Source organism: Streptomyces formicae (genome assembly GCF_002556545.1).
Classification (GTDB): Bacteria; Actinomycetota; Actinomycetes; order Streptomycetales; family Streptomycetaceae; genus Streptomyces; species Streptomyces formicae_A.
Genome location: NZ_CP022685.1, coordinates 6,985,596 through 7,009,765 on the forward strand (window position 1 = coordinate 6,985,596; position 24,170 = coordinate 7,009,765).

The following is a 24,170-nucleotide window of genomic DNA, read 5'->3' on the forward strand; positions in this document are numbered from 1 at the left end:
CAGGAGCCCGTCCCCATCGCGGGCCGATAGCCCACGGATAGTCCTCCCTCCTGGAATCGGATGCGGCGCGTTACTGCCGCATCCGATTTCTGCTTCACCCACCACAAGAGGGAGGTCGTGGCATGACCACGGTCGACGAGCAGCGAACAGACGAGCAGCGAACAGCGGTCTTCCGTCCCGCGGGCACCCCCGAAGGGCTCGAGGACCTGCGCACCCTGGTCAACACGGCGATCGACACCCTGCGCGACGCCCATCTCGTCCGCAGGGGGCCCGTGCTGCCCGGCGGCCCGCCCGCCGTCGCCGAGGCCGCCCGGCGCGCGCTGGAGGGGCCCCTGTTGCCCGAGCGCCCGCAGGCGCCCGACGAGGTGTTCCGCGAGCTGATCGCGGCGTACGCGAACTGGGCGGTCGACCTCACGCATCCGGCCGCCGTGGCCAGGATGCAGTGCCCGCCGACCTCCGTGGCCATCGCCGCCGAACTGGTCACCGCCACCCTCAACCAGTCGCTGCACGCCTGGGAGAGCGGACCCTTCGCCCTCGAACTGGAGCGGTACGTGGTGCGCGAGCTCGCCGAACTCGCGGGCTACGGGACGGATTCGGGCGGCACGCTCACCGCGGGCGGCTCCCTCTCCAACCTCATGGCGGTCCTCGCCGCGCGCGACAGCGTGGTGACCACTCCGTCGGGCGGCACGCCCTTCGCCGACGGACTCGCGGGCCTCGGGCGCCGTCCCGTGATCCTCTGCTCCGACGCGACCCACTTCTCGATCGGCCGCGCCGTGGGCATCACCGGCATCGGCGAGGACGCGATCCTGCGGGCGCCCGCCGACCCCACGGGCCGCCTGATCCCCGACGAGCTCGACCGCGTACTGGCCGAACTCCCCGCCGACACCGTGCCCGTGGCGATCATCGCCTGCGCGGGCTCCACCGACGAGGGCTGGGTCGACCCGCTCCCCGAACTGGTCGCGGTGGCCCGCAAGTACGGCGTGTGGCTGCACGTCGACGCGGCGTACGGCGGCGGCATGCTGCTCTCGCCCCGTCTCCGCGGGCGCCTGGAAGGGATCGCGGACGCCGACTCCATCACCATGGACCTGCACAAGTTCGGCTGGACCCCGGCGTCCACCGGCGTCTTCCTGGTGCGCGACGCCCACTCCCTCGACGCGCTCTCCCAGCAGACCACCACGCTCAACGCCGACGACGACAAGGCGGCGGGCTACTACGGCCTGTACGCCGACTCCGTGCAGGCCACCCGCAGGGTCGACGCCCTCAAGGTCGCGGTGACACTCCGCTCCCACGGCAGGGACGGCATGGCGGAACTGGTCGACCGCTGCCACGAACTCGCCGGGCACGCGGCGGGCAGGGTCGCCGCCGAGCCGCGCCTGCAACTCGCGGCGGCGCCCGCGCTCAGCACGGTGCTGCTCCGCTGGCTGCCGGGCACGGACACCGACGCCGACGCCTTCAACGGGGCCCTGCGGCGCCGCCTGATGTCCGACGGCACCGCCCTGCTCGCCCGTACCCGCGTGCCGCGCGAGGACGGCACGAACCCGGTCTTCCTCAAGCTGATGCTGCTCAACCCCGCGACCACACCCGAGCAGTTGGACCTCGTGGTCGCCGGGATCGTCGCCACGGCCGAGGCGATGGAAGCGGCCCAGGACGGACCGGCCGCCGCCGCACCGGATCACGGAGGGGCGTGACCGTGTACGTCGCCGAATCCGGCCCCTTTCCCGGGGGCCCGGGCAGCGTGCCGTCCATCGACAGCGGAGTCCGTGACTCCATGCGGGTACGGCCCGCCTTCCTCGCCCTGCCCCTGACCCTCCTGACCGGCAAACCCCACACGGGACAGCGCCCGTTGCGGATCCCGCCCACCGTCCATCTCGTCAACGCCCTGTGCTCCATGGTCTGCGGGCTCGCCCTCAGCGCCACCGCGCTCGCGCTCGGCGGCGGGGCGCTCGCCCTGCTGCTGCCCGGTTGGGCGATGACCCTGCACGGCATGCGCAACCTACGGATGATGATCTTCCACCAGTGCGCGCACCGGAACATGTGGGCCCGCAGGCGCCCCGACCGCGTCGTCGGCAGGATCATCTGCGCCCTGCTCCTGATCCAGCACTTCGAGGAGTACAGCACCGAACACGTCAGGGACCACCACGCGGTGCACCACATGACGCTGCGCGACCCCACCGTGCAGGCCTTCCTGCTCAGCCTCGAACTGCGGCCCGGCATGAGCCGCCGCCGGATGTGGCGCGTGCTGCTCCGCAAGCTGGTCTCGCCACTGTTCCACCTGCGCTTCCTGCGCTCGCGCCTGCGGTCGTACGCGGCCACCGCCTCGGCGGCGGAGCGCGTCGCGGCGGCCCTGTTCCTCGCGCTGGTCGCGGCGCTCGCGACCTGGCTGCACGCCTGGACGTTCGTCCTGGTCGCCTGGGTGCTGCCGCTGACCTTCTTCTACCAGGTGAGCAACACGCTCCGGCTCTGCGTCAAGCACACCTTCCCGGCCCCCGGCGCCGCCGACCGGTCCGACCGGCGCGGCAAGGCGTACTTCGCGGGACTGACCAACGCGATCTTCCTCGGGGAGCGGGCGCCCGCACGGGAGGTGACGGGTCTTGCCGCCCTCGTCGCCTGGACCCGCTGGTGGGCGCGGATGCTCCTCGTCCACTTCCCCGCGCGCTATCTGGTCCTCACCGGAGACACCGTCTGTCACGACTTCCACCACCGGCATCCGATGAGCCGCCGCTGGGGCGACTACGTCTTCGCGCGCGCCGCCGACGAACGCTCGGGCCATCCCGGCTGGCCGCCCTACCGGGAGGTGTGGGGCCTGGTGCCCGCCGTCAACGCCGTCTTCGACTCGCTGGCCGTGGCCGACCCGACCGAGTTCGACGTGGCGCGCCTGGCCGACGTCAGCAAGCGCAAGCTCTATGCCGCGTTCGACGACTGATTCGACGACTGAGGAGAGAACACCATGGACGAAGCCGTGGAACCGCCCGCCCGCACCGTGCTCCTCGGCGTGGCCGAGAGCGACGCCCACGCCGTGGCCAACCGGCTCATCGAGATGCAACTGCGCGGGCACGGCATCGAGGTGGTCAACCTCGGTGTGTGCACCCCGCTGAGCGAGTTCGCCGAGGCGTTCGCCGCGCACCCGGACGCCGAGGCCGTCATCATCGGCAGTCTGAACGGCCACGCGCTGGAGGACCTGCGCGACCTGCCGCGACTGCGCGCCGCGGGGCACATCGCCTGCCCGGTGATCGTGGGCGGCAACCTCTCCGTCGGCAGCCACAAGAGCGAGGACGACGACGAACGCCGGCTGCGCGCCGTCGGCGTCGACCACGTCCTGCGCGATGCCACCCAACTCCCGCTCCTGCTCGACCTGTTGGCGGGCGCCCGGCTCGCCTCCGATCCCGGCGAGCCGGGCGGGGGAGTCCACCGTGTCCTGGCTCGATGAACTCGACGTGGGGCGCGGCGAACTGGACACGGCGTGCGGCGGCGCCGAGCTGCCGCCCGCCGCCGAGTCCGTCGCGTACCTGCGCGCCAGCCGCAAGCCCGCGGTGGCGCAGGTCCTCCGCGCCGCGGACCGCGAGGCGCGCACCGTCGTCCAGCCGCGCTGCGGCGTGGGCGGGCACGCGCCGATGCTCGGTCTCCTGCGCACCCTGCGCGGCGCCCGCCCCGGCGTCCTCTCGGTGACCATCGACGCCTATACGAGGCTGGGGCGGTTCGGGACCGCGCGGCGGGTCCTCGACGCCGAACCGGTGGCCCTCAACGGCTATCCGCTGGTGGCCCACGGCTGGCGGCGCGGCCGCGAGCTGAACGAGGCGGTGCGGGTGCCGCTGGAGATCAGGCACGGCTCCCCGGACGCCCGGGTGCTGTTCGCCGTGGCGATCTCCTCCGGCATCTCCTCCTTCGAGGGCGGCGGCATCGCGTACAACCTGCCGTACTCCAAGGACGTGCCGCTCGCCCGCTCGCTGCGCGCCTGGCAGCGCGTGGACGCGGCCTGCGGGCGCCTCGCCGAGGACGGGGTGATCGTCGACCGCGAGCTGTTCGGCACCCTCACGGCGGTGCTCGTGCCGCCCTCCATCAGCCTCGCGGTCACCCTCCTGGAGGCCGTCGCGGCGGCCCGCGAGGGGGTGCGCTGCCTCTCCATCGCGTATCCGCAGGGCGGCGACGCCCACCAGGACGTCGCCGCGCTGCGGTCGATCAGGGTGCTCGCGCGGCGCCATCTGCCCGCCTCCGTCGAGGTCTATCCGGTCCTGCACGAGTTCATGGGCGTCTTCCCGAAGGACCTCGGGACCGCCGACGCGCTGGTTCGCTACGGTGGCCTGGTGGCCCGGCTCGGCGGCGCCGTCAAGGTCATCAACAAGACCAACCAGGAGGCCGCGGGCGTCCCGGACGGCCCCGCCAACGCGCACGGCATCCGCACCGCGGCGCGCGGCGTCGAGGACGCGGCGGCCTGCGTGGACCTCGACGAGGCCCGGGTGCGGGAGGAGATGTACTGGATCCAGCGCGAGGTGACCGAGCTGGTCGACCCGGTGCTCCAGGGCGACAGCCTGTTCGACGACATCGCCGCCGCCTTCCGCGCGGGCACCCTCGACATCCCGTTCAGTGCCAGCAGACACGCGCGCTCGGCGGTGCTGCCCGCGCGCGAACCCGGCGGGGCGATCCGCTACCTGGACCCGGGCGCGCTGCCCTTCTCCCCGGGGACCCGCAGGTTCCACGCCGGACGGCTGCGCGGCCACCGGGACGCGCGGAACCTGCTCGAAGGCATCACCGCCGACATCAACTACTTCCTCACCGAGGAAGGCCGCGCGAGCACCACGTCCCTTCGTGCCACCGGAGCCACAGGAGTGAGGACACCGTGACCACACACCCTTCGCACGTCCGCGACGCGGCGCGTGCCGCCGAGTCGCCGCAGCGGGCCGAGGAGATCAGGGCGGCGGACCGCGCGCACGTCTTCCACTCCTGGTCGGCACAGCGGCACATCGATCCGCTGCCCGTCGCGGGCGGCAAGGGGTCGTACTTCTGGGACCACGAGGGCCGCAGTTACCTCGATCTGGCCTCGCAGTTCGTCAACCTCAACATCGGGCACGGCCACCCCGCCGTGATCGCCGCCGTCGAGCGGCAGGCCCGGCAGCTGTGCACCGTCGCGCCGAGCTTCGCCAGCGAGCCGCGCGGCACGGCGGCGCGGATGATCGTCGACCTCGCGCCCGGCGACCTGAACCGGGTCTTCTTCACCAACGGCGGCGCGGAGTCCAACGAACACGCCGTCCGCATGGCCCGGTTGGCCACGGGACGGCCCAAGATCCTCGCCGCCTACCGCTCGTACCACGGCGCGACCGCCACCACGATCAACCTCACCGGTGATCCCCGCCGCTGGCCCAGCGACAACGGCAGCGCGGGCGTCGTGCACTTCTTCGGGCCCTTCCTCTACCGCTCGCCCTTCCACGCCACCACCGAGCGGGAGGAGTGCCAACGGGCCCTTGACCACCTGGAGTCGACGATCGTGATGGAGGGGCCCTCGACGATCGCCGCGCTGATCATCGAGCCGGTGGTGGGCACCGGGGGAGTGATCGTGCCGCCCGAGGGCTATCTCGCGGGCGTCCGCGAGCTCTGCGACGAGCACGGCATCCTCCTGATCGCGGACGAGGTGATGACGGGGTTCGGGCGCACGGGCAGCTGGTTCGCGGTCGACAACTGGGGCGTGAAACCCGACCTGTTGACCTTCGCCAAGGGCGTCAACTCCGGGTACGTGCCGCTGGGCGGCGTGCTCATCTCCGAGCGCGTGGCCGTCACCTTCGACGACAAGCCCTATCCGGGCGGCCTGACGTACTCGGGCCATCCGCTCGCCTGCGCGGCCGCCGTCGCGACCATGGAGGCCATGGCGGCGGAGGGCATGGTCGAACACGCGGCGTGGCTCGGCGAGCACGTCCTCGGCCCCGGTCTCCGCGAACTGGCCGAACGCCACCCCTCGGTGGGCGAGGTCCGCGGCCTCGGCGTCATGTGGGCCCTCGAACTGGTCCGCGACCGGGGCAGCCGCGAGATGCTCGTGCCCTACGCCGCGGCGCCCGCGGACGCCGAGCCGGTGAACCAGGTCATGGCCGCCTGCCGCAAGCGCGGCGTGTGGCCGTTCGCCACGGCCAACCGCATCCACGTGGTTCCGCCGTGCAATCTGAGCGAGGCGGAGGCGCGCGAGGGGCTGGCCGCGCTCGACGAGGCGCTGTCCGTGGCGGACGCGTACACGGCCTGAGGAGCCCTAGTCCAGGGCGGGGAGTCGGCGCGCTATCCCCGGATAGGAGACGACCAGACCCGTTTCGTCGAACTCCAGGTCGGACACGTACGTCCCGGAGGCGTAGCGCACCGTGGCACCGCCGTCCCCGGCGCGGCCGAGGTGCGTGTACGTCTGCCGGGACGGGCGGACCGTGAGGTCGGGGACGGAGACCCAGGCCATCAGGAAGTCCCGCTGCCCCTCGCCCCGGTGGAGCCGGTGGCGGAGCACCGGCATGGTGTTGGTCAGCGGGCAGAGCCCGAGGTCGCAGTCGAGCGCGCCGTCGACGAGCGGCAGCGGCGCGCCGTTCGCGGTCCAGGTCCCGCCCTGGTCGCCGTCCGCCCTGCGCAGGTCCAGGCTCCTGGTCCCGGTGGCGTCCTCGGCGGTGACCTGGAGCCGCCGGGTGACGAACTCCTCGTCGGTGTCGAGTTCGTAGCTGAGCCAGTAGGGGTGCGGGACGACGCCGACCGCGCGCCCCCGGGCCCGCAGCCCGCTCGGCGCGAGCTCGACCCAGGCGGTCTCGAACCCGCCGCTCTCCTCGTTCTGCCAGGTCAGTACGGACTGCGGCACTGCCATCTGTCTCTCCCTGATCAGTCCACGCTGCGGAGCAGGCCCTCGACCTTTTCGAGGCGGTGGCCCAGCTCGACGAGTTGCAGACGGTTCGCTTCCTGCTCGGACCTGGCGCGTTCCACGGCCTCGCGGTAGCCGTGCATGGCCTCGGCGTACTGGCGGTCGCGCTCGCGGTTGCGCTGCGACTGGAAGTAGGCGACCGCGACGACCGCGCCGGCGAGTATCAGGAAAAAGGCGACCGGGATGATCACGTCTTCCACTAGGAAGTCCCCCTTGAAGAGTGCTGTTCGTCGTCGCCCGCCTGGTCCTGCCGGAGGGCGGCGATGATCGTATCCACATTCAACTGCACGTCGAACGGCGCCAGTTCGAAGTACTTGAGCGCCTTGCCGTCCTCGGAGAGCTCCAGGCGGCCCACGACGAGTCCGGCCTTCTCCATGCGTTCGAGGTGCATGTAGAGCAGGGGGCGGGACACGCCGAGCCGCCGGGCCAGTTCGCTGACGTACAGCTGGCCCGCGGCGAGCTCGCCGATGATCCGGATGCGCTGCGCATGGCCGACCGCCGCGAGGAAGGCGAGGAGCTCCTCGCTGTTCTTGGCGCCCATGGCCCGCCTTCGTGCTGGTCCCGAAACCTGTCAGTCAAGGCTTACGCATGACGGGATCCACTGTCAATCCGCCGCTCGTCCGGCTCGCCGCAGCTCCGAATGACAGTTGACGGCCTGTTCCTTCACCTGTCAGTCTCCACTTACACATGAAGGCAGAGATGTACGTGGACGTACGTGACGTACGAAGGGGCGGGACGAACATGAGGAAGCGATCGGTCACGGTGCGCGTGGCCCGATGGAGCGCGCTGCACCCGTGGCGGGCGATCATCGGCTGGCTGGTCTTCGTGGTGCTGTGCCTCGGGGGCGGCATCGCCGCGGGGATGAACAGCGCGACGTCGGAGGACTTCCGCGTCGGCGAGGCGGGCAGGGCCGAGGCCCTCGCGACCGAGGGCGGCGTCCAGCTGCGGTCCACCGAACAGGTGCTGATCCGCGCCGAGTCGGGCCCTCTGGACAAGGCGGCCGCCGACGCCGCCGTCAAGGACGTCACCGCCCGGATGAAGGCGCTGCCCGAGGTCGCCTCCGTCGCGGCCCCCGTGCCCTCCGCCGACGGCCGCGTCCTGCGGGTCCAGGTGGAGCTGAACGGCTCCGAGCAGGACGACCAGAAGAACGTCCCGCCCCTCCAGGCCCAGACCGAGGAGGCCGCCAAGGCCCACCCGGACCTGGTGATCGAGGAGACCGGCGACGCCTCGGTGAGCAAGGGCGTCGACGACCAGCGCAACGAGGACCTGCAGTTCTCCGAGGCGATCACGCTGCCCATCACGCTGATCACGCTGGCCGTGGTCTTCGGCTCGGTCGTCATGGTCGGCGTACCGCTGCTGCTCGCCATCACCTCGATCGTGGCGACCATGGGCCTGGCGATGCTCGCCTCGCACCTGCTGCCCGACACCGGCGTCGGGATGAGCATGATCCTGCTCATCGGCATGGCCGTCGGCGTCGACTACACGCTCTTCTACCTCAAGCGCGAACGCGAGGAGCGGGCCCGCGCGGGCGGCCGCCTCACCTCCGAGGTGCTCGTGGAGGCCGCCGCCGCGACGGCGGGCCGCGCGATCGTCGTCTCCGGACTCGCCGTGATCGTCTCCACCACCGCGCTCTTCCTGGCCCGCGACGTCATCTTCGACTCCCTCGCCACCGGCACCATCCTGGTCGTCGCCGTGGCCGTGGTCAGCTCGGTGACGGTCCTTCCCGCGCTCCTGGTCAAGCTCGGCCACCGCGCCGAGCGCCGCAGGGCCAAGCGCCTCGCGCGGGGCAAGTCCGTGCGGCCGTACGCCGAGAAGGAGCCGGGCCGCGTCTGGAACGCGCTGCTCGCCCCCGCCCGCAAGCGCCCCGCGCTCACCCTGTGCCTGGCGGCCCTCGCCATGGTGGGGCTCGCGCTGCCCGCCCTCGACATGAACCTCAAGAACCCGGCGCGGGACAGCTTCTCGCGCGACATCGAGGCGATGAAGGGGTACGACAGGCTGCTCGACGCCTTCCCGGAGCAGCGCGTGCGGCACCTGGTCGTGGTGCGGGCCGACGCGTCGCAGGCCGCCGACGTGCGCAAGGCCCTGACGGCGCTGGACCGCGACGCGGAGGCCGACCCGCTCTTCGCGCACTCCTCCGCTGCTCCGGTCCTCCGCTCCTCAGAGGACCGGAGGACCACCACACTGGAGCTGAACACCCCCCACCCGACGTACTCGGAGAAGGCCGAAACCTCGCTCGCCCACCTGCGCGACGACTACCTCCCCGCCACCGTCGGCAAGCTGCCCGGCGTCGAGACGGCCGTCACCGGCGAGGTGCCGCGCGGCATGGACTACGTCGAGCACCAGAACGAGAAGCTGCCGCTCGTGCTCGGCTTCCTGCTCCTGATGACCTTCGCCATGACGGTCTACGCCTTCCGCTCGGTCGTCCTCGGACTGCTCAGCGCCGTCCTCAACCTGCTCTCCGTCGGCTCCGCGCTGGGCCTGCTCGTCCTCGTCTTCCAGGGCCACTGGGCCGAGGGCGTGCTCAACTTCGACTCGCTCGACGGGATCTCCTCGCGCGTCCCGCTCTTCCTCTTCGTGATCCTCTTCGGGCTCTCGATGGACTACCAGGTCTTCGTGGTCAGCAGGATCCGCGAGGCGGCCCTGAACGGCGTGCCCACGCGGCGTGCGGTCCTCGACGGCATCGCGTCCTCCGCCAAGGTCGTCACCAGCGCGGCGATCGTCATGGTCACCGTCTTCGCGAGCTTCGTGATGCTGCACATCCTGGAGATGAAGCAGATGGGCTTCGTCCTCGCGGCGGCCGTCCTGCTCGACGCCTTCGTGATCCGCGTCATGATCCTGCCCGCCGCGCTGCTCCTCCTGGGCCGTGCCACCTGGTGGCCGTCCGGCGCGATCCGCCGCGCGGAGGCCCGTGCCGCGGCACGGCACACGGGGCCTGAAAGGTACGCGGAACGTCCGCTTTCCGGTCAGTCGGAGGGGCGCAGGGTCGCACAGAACGGATAACCGGAGCAGTTGGGGGGTGGTGGGTGGGCGAGCGCCCATTCGAACGCTTACGATCCTCTGCGTGTCCAAACTGACCGACGTGCCCAAACGGATCCTCATCGGGCGCGCACTGCGCAGTGATCGGCTCGGAGAAACGCTCCTGCCGAAGCGCATCGCACTCCCCGTCTTCGCGTCCGACCCGCTCTCCTCCGTGGCGTACGCGCCGGGAGAGGTCCTTCTCGTCCTCTCCATCGCGGGTGTGTCGGCCTACCACTTCAGCCCGTGGATCGCCGTCGCGGTCGTGGTGCTGATGTTCACCGTCGTGGCGTCGTACCGACAGAACGTGCGCGAGTACCCGAGCGGTGGTGGCGACTACGAGGTCGCCACCACCAACCTCGGCCCCAAGGCCGGACTCACCGTCGCCAGCGCCCTGCTCGTCGACTACGTCCTGACCGTGGCCGTGTCGATCTCCTCGGGCATCGAGAACCTCGGCTCCGCGGTCCCCTTCGTCGTGGAGCACAAGGTGCTCTGCGCGGTGGCGGTCATCGTCCTGCTCACGCTGATGAACCTGCGCGGCGTGAAGGAGTCGGGAAAGCTCTTCGCCATCCCGACGTACGTCTTCGTGGCCGGCGTCTTCATCATGATCGCGTGGGGCGCCTTCCGCGGCCTGGTCCTCGACGACACCATGCGGGCGCCGACCGCCGACTACGAGATCAAGCCCGAGCACCAGGGCCTGGCGGGGTTCGCCCTCGTCTTCCTGCTCCTGCGGGCCTTCTCCTCCGGCTGCGCGGCCCTCACCGGCGTCGAGGCGATCAGCAACGGCGTGCCCGCCTTCCGCAAGCCGAAGTCCAAGAACGCCGCGACGACGCTCGCGCTCATGGGCGGCCTCGCCGTCACGATGTTCTGCGGCATCATCGCGCTCGCCATGATCACCAAGGTGCGGATGGCGGAGGTCCCGGGGAAGGACCTGTTCCACAACGGCGTCCCCCTCGGCTCCGACTACGTCCAGAACCCGGTGATCTCCCAGGTCGCCGAGGCGGTCTTCGGCCACGGCAGCTTCCTCTTCATGATCCTCGCCGCCGCCACGGCGCTGGTCCTCTTCCTCGCGGCCAACACGGCGTACAACGGCTTCCCGCTGCTCGGCTCGATCCTCGCCCAGGACCGCTACCTGCCGCGCCAGCTGCACACCCGCGGTGACCGCCTGGCGTTCTCCAACGGCATCGTGCTTCTCGCGGGCGCCGCGGCCCTGCTCGTCGTCATCTACGGCGCCGACTCGACCCGCCTCATCCAGCTCTACATCGTCGGCGTCTTCGTCTCCTTCACCCTCAGCCAGATCGGCATGGTCCGGCACTGGAACCGCCACCTGGCCAAGGAGAAGGACCCGAACAAGCGCCGCCACATGATCCGCTCGCGCGCGATCAACACCTTCGGCGCCTTCTTCACCGGCCTCGTCCTGGTCGTCGTCCTGGTCACCAAGTTCACCCACGGTGCCTGGGTCGCGCTGCTCGGCATGTGCATCTTCTACGCGACGATGACGGCCATCCGCCGCCACTACGACCGCGTGGCCGAGGAGATCGCCGCCCCGGAGACCCCGAACGACGACAGCGTGCGCCCCTCGCGGGTCCACTCGATCGTCCTGGTCTCCAAGATCCACCGCCCGACGCTGCGCGCCCTCGCGTACGCCAAGCTGATGCGCTCCCACACGCTGGAAGCCCTCAGCATCAACGTCGACCCGGCGGAGACCAAGGCCCTCAAGGAGGAGTGGGAGCGGCGCGGTATCACGGTCCCGCTGAAGGTCCTCGACTCGCCCTACCGCGAGATCACGCGCCCGATCATCGAGTACGTGAAGAACCTGCGCCGCGAGAGCCCGCGCGACGTGGTCAGCGTGATCATCCCCGAGTACGTGGTCGGCCACTGGTACGAGCACCTGCTGCACAACCAGAGCGCGCTGCGCCTCAAGGGCCGCCTGCTCTTCACGCCGGGCGTGATGGTGACGTCCGTCCCCTACCAGCTGGACTCCTCCGAGGCCGCGAAGAAGCGGGCCCGCAGGCGGTCGGAGTGGAACGCGCCGGGTGCGGTGCGGCGGGGACCGGTGGAGAAGCCGAGGCGCGCGAAGGAGCAGAACAAGAAGGAGACCAGCAGAAAGGGCTGATCCCCGCCGGGCTTGCCCTCTCCGGGCTTATCCCCTCCGGGCTTCTCCCTCTGGTCGGGCGGCCGGACGACACCCACGTAGACTGGTGGGCTGTTGTCCGGCCGTTCCCCTTTGACGTTGTGGAGTCACCCCGCCATGCAGGCAGAACCGAAGAAATCGCAGGCGGGGAACTCGTCGGCGGCCGCATCCGAGGCGAGCGTCTCGCTGGTCGGCACGGAGTACGAGGTCGAGGTCGGCCCCGTCGCGCACGGCGGCCACTGCATCGCCCGTACGGCCGAGGGCCAGGTCCTCTTCGTACGGCACACGCTGCCCGGCGAGAAGGTCATCGCACGCGTGACCGAGGGCGAGGAGGGCGCACGCTTCCTCAGGGCCGACGCGGTCACGATCCTCGACCCCTCCAAGGACCGCGTCGAGGCCCCCTGCCCCTACGCGGGCCCCGGCCGCTGCGGCGGCTGCGACTGGCAGCACGCCAGGCCGGGCGCCCAGCGCCGCCTCAAGGGCGAGGTCATCGCCGAGCAGCTCCAGCGGCTCGCGGGCCTCACCCCCGAGGAGGCGGGCTGGGACGGCACGGTCATGCCGGCCGATGGCGACAAGCTCCCTCCGGGCGAGGTCCCGGCCTGGCGCACCCGCGTCCAGTACGCCGTGGACGTCGACGGCAACGCGGGCCTGCGCCGCCACCGCTCGCACGAGGTCGAGCCGATCGAACACTGCATGATCGCGGCGCCCGGCGTCTCCGAACTCGGCATCGAGGAGCGCGACTGGTCCGGCATGGCCTCGATCGAGGCGATCGCCGCGACGGGCTCCCAGGACCGCCAGGTGATCCTCGCCCCGAAGCCGGGCGCGCGCCTGCCCATCGTCGAACTGGACAAGCCGGTCTCGGTGATGCGCGTGGAGGAGCACGACGGCGGAATCCACCGCGTGCACGGCCGCCCCTTCGTCCGCGAACGCGCGGACGGCCGCACCTACCGGGTGGGCAGCGGCGGCTTCTGGCAGGTCCACCCGAAGGCGGCCGAGACCCTGATGCTCGCCGTCATGCAGGGCCTCACCCCCCGCAAGGGCGACACGGCCCTCGACCTCTACTGCGGCGTGGGCCTCTTCGCGGGCGCGCTGGCCGACCGCGTGGGCGACAAGGGCGCGGTCCTCGGCATCGAATCGGGCAAGCGCGCGGTGGAGGACGCCCGCCACAACCTGGCCGCGTTCGACCGCGTCCGCATCGAACAGGGCAAGGTCAAATCGATCCTCCCGCGCACGGGCATCACGGAAGCGGACCTGATCGTCCTGGACCCGCCCCGCGCGGGCGCGGGCAAGCAGACGGTGCGTCACCTGGTGGGGTTGGGCGCGCGGCGGATCGCTTATGTGGCTTGTGATCCGGCGGCGTTGGCTCGGGATCTGGGGTATTTCCGGGAAGGGGGGTACAAGGTGCGGACTTTGAGGGCGTTTGATTTGTTCCCTATGACTCACCACGTGGAGTGCGTCGCGATCCTTGAGCCGGTGAAGAAGGACGACTGACCTGCGGTTTTGCGAGTTCAGGTACGCGTGGTGAGGGCGTTAGTGGCGATGTCCCGCCGCCGAAGCGACGCCCGAGATGCTCATTTGACGCTCGTCTTGATGGGCTGTCAGGTGTCCTGCGTCGCGGGCAAGGCGGCCCGGGAGCTGTCCGGCGTCGTCCCGCTCGCAATGCGCGTGGTGCTCGTGCCGCACCGGGCCGCCAGCATGCTGGTGTACGACTTGGAGCCCATGGTGCACCGACCGTGCTGTCGTCCCGGTCCTGGCGGGACACGTTCGAGCGGGGCGGGCCCGGTTTCAGCACGGGGCATGCGACAGGCGAGCGGTATAGCTTGGCCTCACCGAAGCTGAGCGTGAGGCGAGTGTGCGCCGTTCGGAGATCCTTGACCTCTTTGCCGAGCTCAAGCTCCTCGGATCGTACGGAGTGGCCGAGGTGGTCGCGGGCGTGGACCGGCGATGGCAGAGGCGGCCACGCCGGACATCGACTGGTGCCCTCGGGAGTCGATTACTCCGTCGGCACCGCGGCAAGGAACGGGCTCGGCTTCCCGTGCCACGACACCCGCAGCGCCTCTCGGGCCCGAGTGCAGGCCACGAACAACAGGCTCAGTTCGCCGAGCAGGTCCTCACTGTGCTGTTGCGCGTCGGTCTCCTCCGCCGTCACGGCGTTGCGTAGCGGCACCGTGCCGTCTTTGACCCCGGCCACCGCGACACAGCGGAACTCCAGCCCTTTCATGCGGTGCATCGTCCCGATCCGGATTCCGTCGCCGGCCGCTGACCCGCCGCCCAGCACCACGGCCGGCATGCCCGATTGTTCGAGCGCCTGCCTGATCTCCTTGCCGAGCTGGGTGTAGCGCACCGCGATGCCGATCTCCTGCGGGGCGATACCGGCGCGCGTCCAGTCGCGGACCTGGTCCACCAGACCGGCGAGCTCCGCAAGTTTGTCCTCGGCCCCCGAAGTCCGGGGTGCTGCGCCATGGAAGGCGGACCGGTAGCCGTTCAGCGACTCGGTGCCCTCGTCCATGTCGTCGACCGTTTCACCGGTGAGCAACGCCGTGGACCAGGCCAGGATCTCCTGCGTGGTGCGGTAGTTGATGCGAAGTCGGGTGGATCGGCCGGTCACCGGGATGCCGAGACTGCGCAGCGAGACCTTGTTGCCGTAGATCCGCTGGTACGGGTCGCCGGCGATGAACAGGTCGTCCGGTCCGGGGGCGACCAGCGCCCGCAGTAGCCTCCACTGGGCCGGGTGGAGATCCTGCGCCTCGTCGATCACCACATGGCGATACGGGCGCTCGCCGCCCTTCGTGTCGAGCAGCCGGGCCGCCTCCGCGCAGACCTGGAGGAACGTCCATTCCTGTGCCAGCACGAGTTCCTTGGTGAAGGCCTCGACCGCACGCCAGATCTGGGCCCGCTTGAGTGGCCCGAGCGCGGTTCCACGGCCGGTACGTGACGCCTTCAGGTAAGCCTCGGGCGTCCGCAGGTCCTGGGCCAGTACGACTTGCCGCCATTCTTGGTCGAGGAAGACATCGGTGAAGTCGATACCGGTCCGGCGGGCGATCCGGGCCCAGCGCGCAATGATCTCCTTGTGGTCGGTGACCAGGGCGAGAGGGGCGCCGCGGTCCTCGCGTACGAGCTGGTGTGCCAGTGCGTCCACGTTCACCACTCGGATCTTCGCACGCAACGCTGGGTCAGGGATGAGGAGTTCGAGGCTGCGCCGGAGGTCGGCGGCGAGGTCCCGTGTGTACGTCGTCAGTAGGATGGACTCGTCCGTGGCGCCAGCGGGCAGCTGTCGCGCCAGGTGCAGAGCACGGTGCAACGCGACGACGGTCTTACCCGTACCGGGTCCGCCCACAACGCGCGCAGGCCCCTTGTACGACGGCCGGTAGGCGACCCGCTGCTGGCTGGGGTGCAGGAAAATCCGCCAGGCGTCGAACGGCCGCTCCAGGATTTCCATCAACTCGTCGGGGCCGGTGACCAGGGCGATCCGTCCCTGGGAGCGGGCCATCGCGGCCGACAGGTCGTCCGGGGCGGCAGGCGACGGGGACAGGTCGCCGCCCGGTACGACGTTGACCTCCTGGGACGCCGAAGGTGATGCGTGCTCCAGCTGGACCGCCACCACCTCGCGCCAGACGTCCTCCGGAGTCATCCCGGCGGCGAGCCCGGCTAGTACGTCGTACTGCTGCTCCGGAAGGATCTTCTGCAGGGCGTCGAGATGAGCCTCGTCGGTGAGGTGCCGGACCAGCGGCAGCAGATCGGCGTCGATGCCGAGCCGGACGAGGTCCTTGTCGCCGACCTTCTTGAACAGGCGCCGGTCGCCTTCCGCAGCGAGCTGTCGTACACCCGCGGTCGCGCGCTCCAGGGCCACGTCGTTGCGCAGCTCGATGCCCTGGGTTGCCGAGTTGACCGTCGCCCGGTGCTTGAGGGCCCAGGCGATCGCGTCGTCGTGCGGCATGACCTTGAGCAGGAGGAAACTGTCGCCGGACTCGGGGGCGAGGACGACGCCGCGCATGAACTTGTTGATGCGGATGGTCCGGATCCGAGGGTCGCGCGGATTCTCCAGTTTCTCCAGGTGAAGGCCCGCGTGCCGGTGTTCCTCAAACTTGTCGAAGGTCTCCTGGACCCGCTTCTGTACGGGTTTCTCCAGCCGGGCGAACTCCATCAGGAAGTCCTTGTGGATGCCCAGCGTCGCCATGAGTGCCTCCGCACGTGCGGCCTGTCGGTTTTCCTGATCACCGTACCCGGATGGCGGAGAATGACGAGGCAGTCTTGCCACACCTTGTCGGAGAGGTTCGCGTGTGCACGCTCAGGAGACCACGTTCAGCAAGCTCGTCCAGGGCGAGATGCAGTTCCAGGTGCCGCTGTACCAGCGCACTTACAGCTGGCAGCAAGCAGAGCTGAGGCAACTCTGGGATGACGTCCTGGAGTTGGTCGAGGAGCGGCTGACGGAGCGTTCGGTAACCGGGCACTTCCTGGGTTCGGTGGTGCTAGCCCCGACCGGCGTCGCCGCTGGGACGATGCAGCGCTGGCTGGTCGTCGACGGGCAGCAACGGCTCACCACCCTGATGCTCGCCTTCACCGCCCTACGCGACCACTACCGGGAGCAGGGCGCGGACAAGAAGGCCGCCCGTATCAACGACCTCTTGCTGGTCAACACTTACCGCGAGGGCGACGACCACTACCGGCTGTTGCCGACCCAGGCCGACCGGGACGCCTTCACTGCCTGCGTCGAGAGCACTCCGCGCGCGGGCGGCCCGGGCAACATCGGGGCCGCCTACCGCTTCTTCCTCGGAGCGCTGGCCGAGGGCGCCGAGAGCGGTGGAGAGCAGTGGACCGAGGCGGTGGAGACCGTACTGGGCGGGCAGCTCTCCATCGTCGCGATCACCGCGGCGGAGGGCGACAACGTCTACCGGATCTTCGAGTCGATCAACAACACCGGTGTCGGCCTTAGCCAGAGCGACCTGCTGCGCAACTACGTCTTCATGTGCCTGCCGACCCGCGGTGAGGCCGTCTACCGCAGCCGCTGGCTGCCCATGCAGGAGCTGCTCGGCCCGGAGAATCTCGAACTCCTCGTCTGGCTGGACCTGGTGGTGAGCGGCAACAGCCGGGCCAAGCAGAGCGAGACTTACCGCGACCAGAAGAAGCGTCTGGAGGCCCTGCGCGGAGGTGAGGCCGCTCTGGAGCAGGAAGTGGCCGCGCTGGCGGAGCGTGCGGAGCGGCTGATGCGCATCCTGGAACCCGCACGGGAGCAGGACCCTGGCCTCCGGCTGGCGCTGGAGCGGCTCGACCGATGGGGCGGCTTGACCCACTATCCGCTGGCCCTTCACCTCCTGGACCGCGTGGATGCCGGGCAGGCATCTGCTGACGACGCGGCTCAGGCCCTCGCATACGCGGAGAGTTATCTGGTCCGCCGCCTGTTCGCCGGCCTGTCCACAACGGGCAACAACCGGGTCTTCATGGAGCTCCCCAAGGAGCTGGACAAGAGCCTGCCGCTGGCCGAAGCCGTACGGCGGCACCTGTCACGCCATACGGTCGGGCCTCGCCTCTGGCCCCGGGACGAGACCGTCCGTGAGGCGATCCGCACCCGCGCCTTCTACAAGACGGGCCGCGGCGGTCAGCGTTTCCAGGTGCTGCGCAGGCTGGAGGAGAGTTACGAGGCCAGCGAGCCGGTCGACTACGCCAGGGCGCGGCTCACCGTGGAGCACGTCCTGCCGCAGAATCCAGCCCAGGAGTGGTTCGACCTCCTCGCCGAGGAGACCGAGGACGCTCAGAGCCCCAGCGAGCTGCACGACGGACTCGTGCACACTCTCGGCAACCTCACTCTCTCGGCCGACAACGCCCGCCTGTCCAACCACCCCTTCCGCCGCAAGCAGGAGATCCTCGACGCCAGCGCCCTGCGGATGAACCAGCAGATCGCCGCCCAGGCTCGCTGGGGCCGGGCCGAGATCCTCGCCCGCGCCGAAGAGCTGACCGATCGCGCCCTGGAGTTGTGGCCCGGGCCGATCGAGGGCTTGGTATCTGCCGGCGCCCAGTCGCCGGTCTGGACGGAGCTGCGCGCGGCTCTGCGTGCCATGCCCACCGGCACCTGGACGACATACGGAGAACTCGCTGCTCTCGTCGGCACGCACGCCATGCCCGTCGGCAGCTACCTGGTGTCGCAGCCCGGGGTGTACGGGGCCCACCGAGTGCTGACTGCCGACGGCCGGGTCGCGGAAGGATTCCGCTGGCCCGACGGACACGACCAGGGCGATCCGCGCGATCTCCTGGAGGCCGAAGGTATCTCCTTCGACGACGCCGGCCGGGCCCGCCGCTCCCAGCGGCTGACAGCCACGGAGCTGGCGACCCTCCTCGGAAAGGACCCCGAGGACCTAGCCGTTCCCACACCCTCGCCGGATCACGTACAGCTGTCGGCTGATGCCCGATTCGAGGCTCAGCTGCGCGACAACCAGACGACGGCGACCGCCCACGGGGTACGGGCCGCGCTTTCTGCCTGGGAGGAACTGGGTGGCTACCGTGACTACGGCAAGGCGAGCGAGACCAGCTGCTATCCCGCGATCCAGGTGGACGACGATCCGCGCCCGCGCGTCCTGTGGCCGGTCACGCTCTACCCCGTGACTGGCGTGGTCGAGGTGGTCTTCCAACACCTGAAGCGCCGTCCGCCCTTCGACGACGAGCCGCTGCGCCGCGAACTGATGACCCGTCTCAACAAGATCGACGGCATTGATCTGGCCGAGGCGAAGCTGGATCTGCGTCCCTCCTTCCCGCTGGAGGTCTTTGCGGACCGCGGGGAGGAGATTTGCGCCGTACTGGAGTGGTTCGTCCACGTCGTCGCGCTGGCCGAGGCGCGGCGCCCGGTGGACGACAGCGACGGGGGTGAGGGCGGAAACGCGATGCTCTGACGGAAGCGGGAATCCGCTGGCTGGAATCCGTCTTTTGGATCGATCTGGGCGTGGGTAATCTGCGCGGACAGTGATCGGTACGTCACCCCGGGCATAGGCGCGTGGAGAGTGGCCTGCGACCGGAGCGCGGGGGCGCATGGAGCTCAACAACCACCAGGGCTGGTACGGGGAGACGTTTGTGTCCGCGATCGCCGCGGCCGCCGGCTTTCAGGTGGCCGTTCCGTATCCGGACATCGGCAAGGACCTCATCCTCGGCCGGGACCACGAGGACCCGGAGCTGGATGTGCAGATCGCGTTGCAGGTGAAGTCGCGACGGGTCGGCGAGTTCACCACCTGCGGCACCGGCTTCTCGATTGCTCTCCCGATCGACCAGTTCAAGCGGCTGCGCGGCCGTCGGCAGGTTCCCTGCTATCTCGTGATGGTCGTGGTGCCGGAGCATCCGCACGAATACATCAAGGTCGCCCAGCAGGCGCTCACTCTGCACCACTCCGCGTACTGGTTGTCTCTCGAGAACCACCTACTGCCGGTCCAGCAGGGCCAGAAGAGCGTGACTGTCACTGTGCCGCGCGACAATCTCCTCACCACCGAAGTTCTGCACGAGTTCTTCGACCGGGCGTGCGAGGAGGTGCCTGCGTCATGACCGCTGGGGGAGTGTCAGAGCAGGAGCTGGCACGGCTGCGCCCGCGAGACGTGGCGGGTTATCTGCGCAGCAGGGGCTGGAGCCCTGGCAGCCGGGTCCGCTACAGCCGCCGTTACGAGCTGGAGTGGTCCGGACAGCGCCGCCGGGTGCTGCTTCCGATGGATCGCGAGCTGGCCGATTACACCGACCGGATGGCTGATCTGATCCGGGCGTTGGCCGATCTGGAGGGACGGCCGGAGACTGCCGTGCACCAGGACCTGGCTCTGACCGGGCTCGACGTGCAGTACATCCGGACAAAGCCTGTGACGCCTTCGGGCACCATCCCGGTCCAGGATGGCGTCCTGGCAGTGACCAGCGCCAGGGATCTGCTGATGGCTGCTGCCTGTACCACGGTCGCGGACGAACGCCGCCTCGTGCACCCGAGACGTAAGCCGCAGCGGGCCAAGGAGTTCGTGGCGGGCGCGCGGTTCGGACCGACCTCACCCGGCAGCTACATCCTCAGCGTGCAGGTTCCGCTGCCCGAGCCCGGCTCGGACGGCTCGCTCTTCGAGGATCGTCCCGATCTCGATGTCGCGCCGGAGCCTTTCGCCCGCAAGGTCTCCCGAACCCTGTTCGAAGCGGTCGCCGCTGCTCGCGATGCGGCCGAGGAAGCAGACCTGGCGGACGACTCGGTTTCTTTCACGGAAGGCGTCGGACGGGGCATTTCCGCCGACCTGTGCGAGGCACTGGCCGGTCTGGGCGGACACGATGGCCGGGACGCCCAGGCGTATGGCCATGGCTTCTCCATTGGTTTCGCCTGGTCACCACGGTGGCCGGTGCCTTTCGACAGCGCCCGCACGGACTTTCCTCGGCATCTGGCCCCTGTTCTGCTCGCCGGGGCGCAGGATCTGCGCCGCAATGAGCCGGAGCGTGGCGTGGTCATCGTCGGCAGACCGACCAGGCTGAAGCGGGAAGCCGATTTCGGCCCCGGCGACGTCACCGTGGTGGGCCGACTGATGAAGGAGAACGGGGACCTGGTAGGTCAGCAGCGCCAGATCCACGTGCGCCTTGAGGAGCACCAGTACAACCGGGCCACCGACGCCCATCGGGACGTCCGTGACCTCAGGATCGAGGGTGATCTGACCCTGCGCGGCACGTACCACGAGTTGAGCGGAGTGACCTCCTTCGACGTGCTCTGACCAGTGCTCCAACTGGTTCTCCTGGCGGGGCGCAGAGGCGACGGCCGGAGGTGTGTGCGCCATATTCGGCACGTATCCGGTGCGTGTTTGAATTGATCTGTTTCATGGGATTCGCCCGGGCCGGAACGGCACAGCGGTTACGAGGGAGTGCGACATACCGATGACGACGCCGACAACGCCGAGTGCCGAGCTGGCGGGAGTGGCCCAGCGGTCCGCACGGCGCCGTGGGGATGCTCAGGACCCCACGGCCGTACCACGGATCAGCGATCTGGTGGAGGTGCGCGGCCAGCGCTGGGTGGTCGCCGACGTCGACCATGGCGATGCGCGACAGCCGGGCTCGGGTGCACCAGCCACTCTCGTCACCCTCAACAGCGTCGAGGACGGCCGTTACAACGACACCCTCTCCGTCATCTGGGAGGTCGAACCGGGTCGCCGCAGGCTGCCCGCAGGATCGCTCCCCGATGTCACCCGTACCGGTTTCGACCCGCCCGAGCGCCTCGCCGCGTTCCTGGACGCGGTTCGCTGGTCCGCTGTGACCTCGGCGGACGTCCGCACCCTCCAGGCCCCATTCCGCTCTGGCGTTGCCGTTGAGCCGTACCAACTGGAGCCGGTCTCACGGGCCGTCGCCGCACCGCGAGTGAACCTGCTGCTCGCCGACGACGTCGGCCTCGGTAAGACCATCGAGGCCGGTCTGGTCGCCTTGGAGCTGATCCTCCGCAACCGCGCCCACAAGATCATGATCGTGTGTCCGGCCGGTCTCACCGTGAAGTGGCGGGACGAGATGGAGGAGAAGTTCGGTCTCGACTTCACCGTGATCGATTCTGAGCGCTGCGCTGAGGTCCGCCGCAGCCACGGCAGCGCTGCCAACCCCTTCAACATCTATCCGCGGGCCATCGTCAGTCTTCCCTGGCTGCGCGGCCCCAAGGCGCAGCGACTGCTCGCCGAGGTACTGCCGCAGGACGAGTCCGAGCCCGCCGCGACCCCGGCCAAGCGTCCTTTCGACCTGCTCATCCTCGACGAGGCTCACCACGTGGCGCCCTCCGCGCCCAAGCAGCTCTATCCTGTCGACTCCCAGCAGACCAAGCTAATCCGCCGTCTGGCCCCGCACTTCGAACACCGGCTCTTCCTCTCCGCCACCCCGCACAATGGCTACCAGGAGTCGTACACCGCCCTGTTGGAAATCATCGACAGCCAGCGGTTCGCCCGCGGTGTCGAACCGGATCCCGACGCCGTCAAGGACACCGTCGTCCGCCGTCTGAAGACCGACATCCGTGAACCGGACGGCACCCGCCGCTTCCTGGAACGCAGCACCCTCGCCCTTCCAGTCGAGTACACCGAGGACGAGCGCCGCATCCATGGCCTGCTCAAGGAATACGCGCAACTGCGCCGCGCCAAGCTCGCCACCCGTCACAAGGGCGGCCGGAAGGCGGCCGACCTGGTCACTCTGCTCCTCAAGAAGCGCCTGTTCTCCTCCCCGGACGCCTTCGCCCGCACCATCGCCGTCTACCTCGACACCCTGCGGACGAAGAAGCAGCAAGCCGCCGAGGAGATCGAGGACTGGCAGGAAACCTTCTTCGACGACTATGCGGACTTCGACGACGAGCCCCTCGCGGAGGCGGAGGACGACGCGATCGCCCGCGCCACCACCCTCCAGCCCGGCACGGACAACGACGAGGCGGCTCTCCTGGAGCAGATGCAGGAATGGGCCCTGCGGCACCAGGCCCAGGCCGACTCCAAGGCGAACGAACTGATCTCCTACGTCAAGGCCGTCTGCCTCCCAGACGGCAAGCACTGGCTGAACGAACGCGTAGTGATCTTCACCGAGTACCGCGACACCCAGATCTGGCTCCAGAATCTCCTGCGCGACCACGGTCTCGGTGGAGACCGGGTCGCTCTCCTGCACGGCGGCATGAAGGCTGACGAGCGCGAGCACCTTCGCCTCGCCTTCCAAGCCGAACCCGCCGAGAACCCGGTGCGCATTCTGCTCGCCACCGACGCGGCCAGCGAGGGCATCGACCTCCAGCGGCACTGTCACCGCCTGGTCAACTACGACATCCCCTTCAACCCCAACAAGCTGGAACAGCGCATCGGCCGCATCGACCGCTACGGCCAGACCACCGCCCCCGAGGTCGTCCACTTCATCGGCAGCGGTTACGAGAAGACCGCCGACACCTACGACGCTGACTTGGAGTTCCTCGCCCGCGTCGCCAAGAAGGTCGCTCGTATGGAGGAGGACCTCGGCAAGGTCAACGCCGTCCTCGCCGAGGCGGTCCAGCGCCGTATGACCGGCGACCTCTCCGCCGACTTCGACGTGGAACGCGCCGAGCTGTACGCGGACCGCAAGGCCCGCCGTGGCGGCAACGTCGCCGCCGAACGTGACGTCCAGGCCCAGGCCATGAAGCTGAAGGAGCAGGTCGACGCGACCGTTGCCACCCTCGGTATCACCCCGCCCAAGGTTGCCCGCGTCGTCTCCACCGCTCTCCCGCTCGCCCGCCAGCAGGCCATCACCCCGACTGTCGACGAACGTGAATTCGCCCAGGGCTTCTACCGCGTGCCCACCCTCACGGGTTCCTGGGAACGCGCCGCACAGGGTCTTGCCGACAAGCTGCGCCCCGAGATCCAGCGGCCCGTCACCTTCGACGCGAAGAACGTGAAGGGCCGCGACGACGTCGTCCTCGCCCACCTCGGCCACCCCCTGGTATCCATGTCCACCCGGCTTCTGCGCGCCGCCGTCTGGAACCAGGACCAGACCGGCCTGGCCCGCGTCACCGCCGTGGTCAGCGACCACCCCGAGCTGGAGACCGCCTTCGTCGGCGCCTTCGGCCGCTTCGTCCTGGTCGGCGCGGACGGCGTACGCCTGCACGAGGAGGTCCTCCAGGCCGGCGGCTGGATCCGACGCGAAGCGAACGACGGGCCGGCCCGCTTCGCCCGCCTGGAGCGCACCACCACCGTCCGCGAACTCCTCGACAGCGCCCTCGCCGACTCGGCCCAGGCCTCCCCACTCGTCCAGGAACGTCTCGCCGAAGCCTGGCCGCAGCTCGGCGAAGGTCTGGTCTCCGCCCTGGAATGGCGGGCCCGAAACCGTCAGACCGCCCTTGAGAGCCGTCTGGAGAACCGCCGCCGCGCCGAATCCGACCGGATCGCCGCCAACATCGACCGGTTCCGCGCATCCCTGCGCGCCGCCCTCGGACAAGCCCCGCAGGAGGATGGCCAGTTGGAGCTGGCCTTCGACGAGGCCGAGCAGCAGCGCCGCGACCGCGAGAACTGGGAGCAGCGTCTGGAAGCCCTGGAGAGCGAGAAGCAGCGCGAGACTGAGGCGATCGCCGCCCGCTACGCCACCCCGCAGCCCCTTCTCTTCCCCGTCGCCGTCGTCTTCGTCGTTCCCCGCCGGGAGGCCGTGCAGTGAGCACCACCCCGTCCTCTGCCCGTACGTTCCGGGGCCGTCCCCGCA

16 protein-coding genes are annotated in these 24,170 nt (G+C 69.9%); 12 read left to right on the plus strand and 4 right to left on the minus strand.

Annotation, left to right across the window (positions count from 1 at the left end):
* The first annotated feature begins 122 nt into the window (after positions 1–122).
* Genes KY5_RS30610 through KY5_RS30630 form a run of 5 tightly spaced genes read left to right on the plus strand, consistent with a single transcriptional unit; the run spans position 123 to position 6,223 of the window.
* A complete protein-coding gene (locus KY5_RS30610; RefSeq protein ID WP_098245240.1) occupies positions 123–1,688 on the plus strand; it encodes a pyridoxal phosphate-dependent decarboxylase family protein in 1,566 nt (521 codons plus the stop codon).
* A complete protein-coding gene (locus tag KY5_RS30615) occupies positions 1,685–2,923 on the plus strand; it encodes a fatty acid desaturase (RefSeq protein WP_234362925.1) in 1,239 nt (412 codons plus the stop codon). The genes KY5_RS30610 and KY5_RS30615 overlap by 4 nt, the downstream gene beginning before the upstream one ends.
* Before the next feature lie 24 nt (positions 2,924–2,947).
* Positions 2,948–3,427: a cobalamin-dependent protein gene (locus tag KY5_RS30620; protein WP_098245241.1), complete on the plus strand. Its 480-nt coding sequence runs from the start codon at positions 2,948–2,950 to the stop codon at positions 3,425–3,427.
* Positions 3,411–4,838, plus strand: a complete 1,428-nt coding sequence (locus tag KY5_RS30625; protein ID WP_199843310.1) for a methylaspartate mutase — start codon at positions 3,411–3,413, stop codon at positions 4,836–4,838. Before KY5_RS30620 ends, KY5_RS30625 begins: the two co-directional genes overlap by 17 nt.
* Complete coding sequence (locus tag KY5_RS30630; RefSeq protein ID WP_098245243.1) at positions 4,835–6,223, plus strand: aspartate aminotransferase family protein; 1,389 nt, start codon at positions 4,835–4,837, stop codon at positions 6,221–6,223. Before KY5_RS30625 ends, KY5_RS30630 begins: the two co-directional genes overlap by 4 nt.
* 6 nt (positions 6,224–6,229) lie before the next feature.
* Here KY5_RS30630 and KY5_RS30635 read toward each other — a convergent pair whose 3' ends face one another.
* The 3 genes from KY5_RS30635 to KY5_RS30645 are packed head-to-tail and all read right to left on the minus strand — an operon-like array spanning position 6,230 to position 7,412.
* Entirely contained in the window at positions 6,230–6,817 is a 588-nt protein-coding gene (locus tag KY5_RS30635; protein WP_098245244.1) for a putative glycolipid-binding domain-containing protein, read from the minus strand.
* 14 nt (positions 6,818–6,831) lie between these two features.
* Positions 6,832–7,071, minus strand: coding sequence for a hypothetical protein (locus KY5_RS30640; RefSeq protein ID WP_055550992.1), 240 nt, complete (start codon positions 7,069–7,071; stop codon positions 6,832–6,834).
* Positions 7,071–7,412, minus strand: coding sequence for an ArsR/SmtB family transcription factor (locus KY5_RS30645; protein WP_098245245.1), 342 nt, complete (start codon positions 7,410–7,412; stop codon positions 7,071–7,073). The genes KY5_RS30640 and KY5_RS30645 overlap by 1 nt, the downstream gene beginning before the upstream one ends.
* A gap of 200 nt (positions 7,413–7,612) precedes the next feature.
* On the opposite strand from KY5_RS30645, the gene KY5_RS30650 reads away from it, so the two are divergent.
* From KY5_RS30650 to KY5_RS30660, 3 genes are all read left to right on the plus strand, one after another.
* A complete protein-coding gene (locus tag KY5_RS30650; protein ID WP_098247564.1) occupies positions 7,613–9,871 on the plus strand; it encodes an MMPL family transporter in 2,259 nt (752 codons plus the stop codon).
* A gap of 61 nt (positions 9,872–9,932) precedes the next feature.
* Entirely contained in the window at positions 9,933–12,002 is a 2,070-nt protein-coding gene (locus tag KY5_RS30655; protein WP_098245246.1) for an APC family permease, read from the plus strand.
* A gap of 135 nt (positions 12,003–12,137) precedes the next feature.
* On the plus strand, positions 12,138–13,511 hold the full coding sequence (locus KY5_RS30660) for a class I SAM-dependent RNA methyltransferase (RefSeq protein ID WP_098245247.1): 1,374 nt from the start codon (positions 12,138–12,140) through the stop codon (positions 13,509–13,511).
* 502 nt (positions 13,512–14,013) lie between these two features.
* On the opposite strand, the gene KY5_RS30665 is transcribed toward KY5_RS30660, so the two are convergent.
* The gene (locus tag KY5_RS30665; protein WP_098245248.1) at positions 14,014–16,197 is read right to left on the minus strand and encodes a DEAD/DEAH box helicase; all 2,184 of its coding nucleotides are present in this window, start codon (positions 16,195–16,197) and stop codon (positions 14,014–14,016) included.
* Positions 16,198–16,300: 103 nt separating this feature from the next.
* Here KY5_RS30665 and KY5_RS30670 point away from each other — a divergent pair, with 103 nt between their 5' ends.
* The 4 genes from KY5_RS30670 to drmD all read left to right on the plus strand — a co-directional run bounded on the left by KY5_RS30670 (position 16,301) and on the right by drmD (position 24,125).
* A complete protein-coding gene (locus KY5_RS30670; RefSeq protein ID WP_098245249.1) occupies positions 16,301–18,901 on the plus strand; it encodes a GmrSD restriction endonuclease domain-containing protein in 2,601 nt (866 codons plus the stop codon).
* 136 nt (positions 18,902–19,037) lie between these two features.
* Entirely contained in the window at positions 19,038–19,541 is a 504-nt protein-coding gene (locus tag KY5_RS30675) for a DUF4365 domain-containing protein (RefSeq protein WP_098245250.1), read from the plus strand.
* Positions 19,538–20,719 (plus strand): hypothetical protein, encoded by a 1,182-nt coding sequence (locus KY5_RS30680; RefSeq protein WP_098245251.1) that lies wholly within the window; start codon positions 19,538–19,540, stop codon positions 20,717–20,719. The genes KY5_RS30675 and KY5_RS30680 overlap by 4 nt, the downstream gene beginning before the upstream one ends.
* A gap of 160 nt (positions 20,720–20,879) precedes the next feature.
* Entirely contained in the window at positions 20,880–24,125 is a 3,246-nt protein-coding gene (gene drmD, locus KY5_RS30685) for a DISARM system SNF2-like helicase DrmD (RefSeq protein WP_098245252.1), read from the plus strand.
* Positions 24,126–24,170: the final 45 nt, after the last annotated feature.